This is a genomic window from Aliiroseovarius sediminis (assembly GCF_022678485.1).
In the GTDB taxonomy this organism is placed as follows: Bacteria; Pseudomonadota; Alphaproteobacteria; order Rhodobacterales; family Rhodobacteraceae; genus Aliiroseovarius; species Aliiroseovarius sediminis.
In genome coordinates this window covers 2501-7500 of sequence record NZ_JALBYP010000020.1, presented here as the reverse complement: position 1 = coordinate 7500, position 5000 = coordinate 2501, and the positions used below count along the sequence as shown (strand labels likewise).

Below are 5000 nucleotides of genomic sequence, written 5' to 3'. Positions count from 1 at the left end.
GGCCAGGCTGAGGTGCCCCTAGATTAGTAGACGCTTTGCTTGGTAGTTTTGGAACCAAGGAGAGACGGATATGAACAAGGGAATACGGTTTACAGACGAGTTCAAACAGGACGCTGTGGCGCAGGTTGTTGATCGTGGTTACGCGGTGAGCGAGGTGGCGGAGCGGCTGGGGATCAGCACCATGAAGTGGTCCCACCTTCTCGGACAGTTTTGCAGTTTGGCGGCGCAAACCAAAGCAGAAGGTCATGATTCACTCCGACCAAGGTTCACCGTTTACAAGTGGGGAGTGGCAATCGTTCCTTGGCAAACACAATCTGGACGCCAGTATGAGTAGACGTGGGAATTGCCATGATAATGCTGTGGCCGAGAGTTTCTTTCAGTTGTTGAAACGGGAGCGCATCAGGCGGCGGACGTACCTCACACGTGACGCTGCAAGGCTGGATGTGTTTGATTACATCGAGATGTTCTACGACCCAAACCGCAAGCACACCAACAACGGCATGCTGTCGCCGGTTGACTATGAAATCAAACAAAAGAAAATGAACAACGCAGGCGTCTAGGAAACTAGGGGCACCTCAGTATGATGAGATGAACAAATAGCAGGAAGGACACTCATATGACGTACTCCGCCAGTAAATTTGTTGCCGATTTGAAGGCCAGTGTCTCTTTGGAAGTTCCCCGAACCGTGCAGGAAAGCCTAAGCGAACCCGTAGGTAGACGCCCTGATCCCAATGATGTTGTGCTATCGGAATGGTACAATGGTCTCACTGAATACGATAAGAAAATGATTGGGACCGTTGTCGAAGAAGCAACGAGAATGACTCTGTTTTCCGTGCTTACGATCCTCGATGGTGCCGATGTTATCAGTGAAGAATTGCGAGAATATGATTTGCGGTTGACGATTAAAAAAGGCGATGAAGAGATTCTACTATCAAGTACAGAGAAAGGGGCATCAGCGAAGGAATTAGAGTTCCTTCATGATCTCTTCTATGATTGATACAAATGTAAAAGCGCTACATCATCTTCCACCTGACTGCCCCTGATTTTTCACGCACCTGGGACCGGATGCCTTTGGGTTGATACGCCGCTTGGCGCAGCTTGGCATCTTGGATGGATCAGCTTTCGTCGTTTTATACGGTTTGTCTGCCGGGACTACCGTTATTTTAGGGGCTGTTTGTTTTGATTATTTTATCATCGTATTGAGAGATTCTTGGCTTTTTATTAGGTTTGGCGGCGACCTACTCTCCCACGTCTTGAGACGCAGTACCATCGGCGCGACAGTGCTTAACTTCCGAGTTCGGGATGGGATCGGGTGTTTCACTTGTGCTGTGACCACCAAACCGAATAAAGAGCCAAGTTGATCGATTTTTGCGTTGCAAAATATCGATCAACGGCGGCAGGCGTTTGCACAGCAAATGCCGATAGCCACCCCGATTGAGGTCGCTTACCGCCGGTTCCAAGTCAGTACACTGGTGTGTATGCTTTTGATTTATCAGTATCGTTTTGTACCGCTCTCTTTACGTGATCGCGGTGATCTATCTTCTACTGGATCAAATCAAGCCTATCGGACCATTAGTACCGGTCAACTGAACGCATTGCTGCGCTTACATCTCCGGCCTATCGACGTGGTAGTCTTCCACGGTCCTCAGGGATACCTTGTTTTGAGGGGGGCTTCCCGCTTAGATGCCTTCAGCGGTTATCCTGTCCGTTCATAGCTACCCAGCACTGCCGTTGGCACGACAACTGGTCCACCAGTGGAACGTTCACCCCGGTCCTCTCGTACTAGGGGCAACTCCTCTCAAGTATCCTACACCCACGGCAGATAGGGACCGAACTGTCTCACGACGTTCTAAACCCAGCTCACGTACCTCTTTAAACGGCGAACAGCCGTACCCTTGGGACCTGCTCCAGCCCCAGGATGAGATGAGCCGACATCGAGGTGCCAAACACTGCCGTCGATATGGACTCTTGGGCAGTATCAGCCTGTTATCCCCGGCGTACCTTTTATCCGTTGAGCGATGGCCCTTCCACTCGGGACCACCGGATCACTATGGCCGTCTTTCGACTCTGCTCGACTTGTCAGTCTCGCAGTCAGGCTGGCTTCTGCCATTGCACTCAACGAGCGATTTCCGACCGCTCTGAGCCAACCTTCGCGCGCCTCCGTTACTCTTTAGGAGGCGACCGCCCCAGTCAAACTACCCGCCACACAGGGTCCCGGATCCGGATAACGGACCGCGGTTAGACATCAAACAGAATTAGGGTGGTATCTCAAGGGAGGCTCCACAGAAACTGGCGTTCCTGCTTCAAAGCCCACCACCTATCCTGCACAAATTGTGCCTGATGCCAGTGTGAAGCTGTAGTAAAGGTGCACGGGGTCTTTCCGTCTAACCGCGGGAAGCCTGCATCTTGACAGGCAATTCAATTTCGCTGAGTCGATGTTGGAGACAGCGGGGAAGTCGTTACGCCATTCGTGCAGGTCGGAACTTACCCGACAAGGAATTTCGCTACCTTAGGACCGTTATAGTTACGGCCGCCGTTTACCTGGGCTTCAATTCAAGGCTTGCACCTCTCCTTTTAACCTTCAGGCACCGGGCAGGCGTCAGACCCTATACGTCGTCTTACGACTTCGCAGAGCCCTGTGTTTTTAGTAAACAGTCGCCACCCCCTGGTTTGTGCCCCCAGTCAATACTTGCGTAGAAACTGGGCCTCCTTCTCGCGAACTTACGGAGGTATTTTGCCGAGTTCCTTCAACATCGTTCTCTCAAGCGCCTTGGTATGCTCTACCTATCCACCTGTGTCGGTTTAGGGTACGATCTAATAGAGGGGCTATTTCCAGGAACCTCTCAGCAGCCCATTCAATCCAATAAGGATGAACTACCTCCGAGATTCGTCACCACCTCATGGCCCAGGAATATTAACCTGGTTCCCATCGACTACGCCTTTCGGCCTCGCCTTAGGGGTCGGCTTACCCTGCTCAGATTAGCTTTAAGCAGGAACCCTTGGATTTTCGGCGACAGGGTCTCTCACCCTGTTTGTCGCTACTCATGTCATCATTCTCACTAGTGATCTCTCCACGGGATCGCTCACGCGCCCGCTTCACAGAAAGCTCCGTGTCTCCGACACTCATTTTTGATGTCCTACCGCTTCGCTACTTGAGGACCAGCCTCAAACAGACAAAACAATACAACAAATGAGTTAAGAGACATGGAACTATGTCACACTACGCTCTGCTACCGCATGCACAAAGTGCACACCCTAAGCTTCGGCTCATGGCTTGAGCCCCGGTACATCTTCGCCGCAAGACAACTTAATTTAGACCAGTGAGCTGTTACGCTATCTTTAAAGGATGGCTGCTTCTAAGCCAACCTCCTGGTTGTTTTGGTCGTCTCACCTGCTTTCCCACTTAGCCATGAATTAGGGGCCTTAGCTGTAGGTCAGGGTTGTTTCCCTCTCCACAACGGACGTTAGCATCCGCTGTGTGTCTGCCATATAGTACTTCTCGGTATTCGGAGTTTGATTAGGATCAGTAAGGCTGTAGGCCCCCATTACCCATTCAGTGCTCTACCCCCGAGAGTATTCGTATGACGCTCTACCTAAATAGATTTCGCAGAGAACCAGCTATCTCCGAGTTTGATTGGCCTTTCACCCCTAGGCACAGCTCATCCCGTTCTTTTTCAACAGAAGTGGGTTCGGTCCTCCAGTGCATGTTACTGCACCTTCAACCTGGCCATGCCTAGATCACTCGGTTTCGGGTCTGATCCATCTAACTCGACGCCCTATTAAGACTCGCTTTCGCTGCGCCTACACCTAACGGCTTAAGCTTGCTAGATAGACCAAGTCGATGACCCATTATACAAAAGGTACGCCGTCAGCCCGCAAGGGGCCTCCGACTGATTGTAGGCGTTCGGTTTCAGGTACTGTTTCACTCCCCTCGTCGGGGTGCTTTTCACCTTTCCCTCACGGTACTGGTTCACTATCGGTCAGTAAGGAGTACTTAGCCTTCGAAGGTGGTCCTCCGATCTTCAGACAGAATTTCACGTGTTCCGCCCTACTTAATACGTCCTATCATGCTTCATATACGGGACTGTCACCCACTCTGGTTGTGCTTTCCAACACATTCTATCCACACTCAAGGCTCGGCTGGTCCCCGTTCGCTCGCCGCTACTAGGGGAGTATCAATTGATGTCCTTTCCTCCGGGTACTTAGATGTTTCAGTTCCCCGGGTTTGCTTTTATAAACCTATGTATTCAGTCTATAAATACCTGTCTCAGAAAGATATAAGCTGCCACGATGGGCAATTATATCAAACTGTCAGGTGGGTTGCCCCATTCGGAAATCTCTGGGTATAACGGCTATTCTCACCTTCCCAAAGCTTATCGCAGAGTATCACGTCCTTCATCGCCTCTTACTGCCAAGGCATTCACCAAACGCCCTTCTCGCGCTTGATTTGATCCAGAAGAAGACAGACCTTTTGTATATCTGACCTCTTACCCCACCAAAATTAATTGGGCGGGCAACCTGGACCAAAAGCATACTTTCCCGCGCTTCCTAACTGTTCCGAAGAACCAGATCGCAGATGTCGGTCTTTGATCCGTTAAGAAGCACATGTCCAAACTTACGTTTGAACGCGTCCAGATCCGTGCTGCGGACCTGAACGTTGGTTAGTGTACTTGACTTGGACAACATCGTCGTTTCAGGCGGGATACCTTAAAGCAACCGAGGAAAGGGTCGCTAAAAAGCCTTCCTTGAACCCGCGCCACCAGCACCTTGCGGCGATAATGATGCGGAAGGAACCACGCTGAGGCCAACACACACGCGTGTGGCCAACAATGTTGTTTATTTCTCTCTATACGATGTAAAAGACGCTGAACTTCTTGCAAAGTCAGCTGCATTCGATCGGATCGAATGAGCAAATACTCGGAAAGTACTTGCTGATTTGATCCGTGATTTTGCGGGGTGATCCTGCGGGACGCTCTCGGGACATTTGACTGCGTCAAATA

General features: G+C 50.8%; 1 protein-coding gene, 2 rRNA genes and 2 pseudogenes. 3 read left to right on the top strand and 2 right to left on the bottom strand.

Features of this window, described 5'->3' with window-relative positions:
• Nucleotides 1–70: 70 nt before the first annotated feature.
• The 3 genes and pseudogenes from MN186_RS16410 to MN186_RS02335 all read left to right on the top strand — a co-directional run.
• Nucleotides 71–169 (top strand): annotated as a pseudogene (locus MN186_RS16410) (transposase); the annotation flags it as partial.
• A gap of 43 nt (nt 170–212) precedes the next feature.
• Nucleotides 213–560, top strand: a pseudogene (locus MN186_RS02340) (IS3 family transposase); the annotation flags it as partial.
• Nucleotides 561–616: 56 nt separating this feature from the next.
• Nucleotides 617–997: a hypothetical protein gene (locus MN186_RS02335; protein ID WP_242111258.1), complete on the top strand. Its 381-nt coding sequence runs from the start codon at nt 617–619 to the stop codon at nt 995–997.
• A 228-nt stretch (nt 998–1225) separates the two neighbouring features.
• Here the strand turns inward: MN186_RS02335 and rrf are convergent.
• A 5S ribosomal RNA gene (gene rrf, locus MN186_RS02330) occupies nt 1226–1340 on the bottom strand.
• Between the two features lie 211 nt (nt 1341–1551).
• A 23S ribosomal RNA gene (locus MN186_RS02325) occupies nt 1552–4448 on the bottom strand.
• Between the last annotated feature and the right edge of the window lie 552 nt (nt 4449–5000).

Excerpts from the sequence above, each read along its gene's own strand:
- MN186_RS02335 (WP_242111258.1), top strand. The coding sequence starts at position 617 with ATGACGTACTCCGCCAGTAAATTTGTTGCCGATTTGAAGGCCAGTGTC.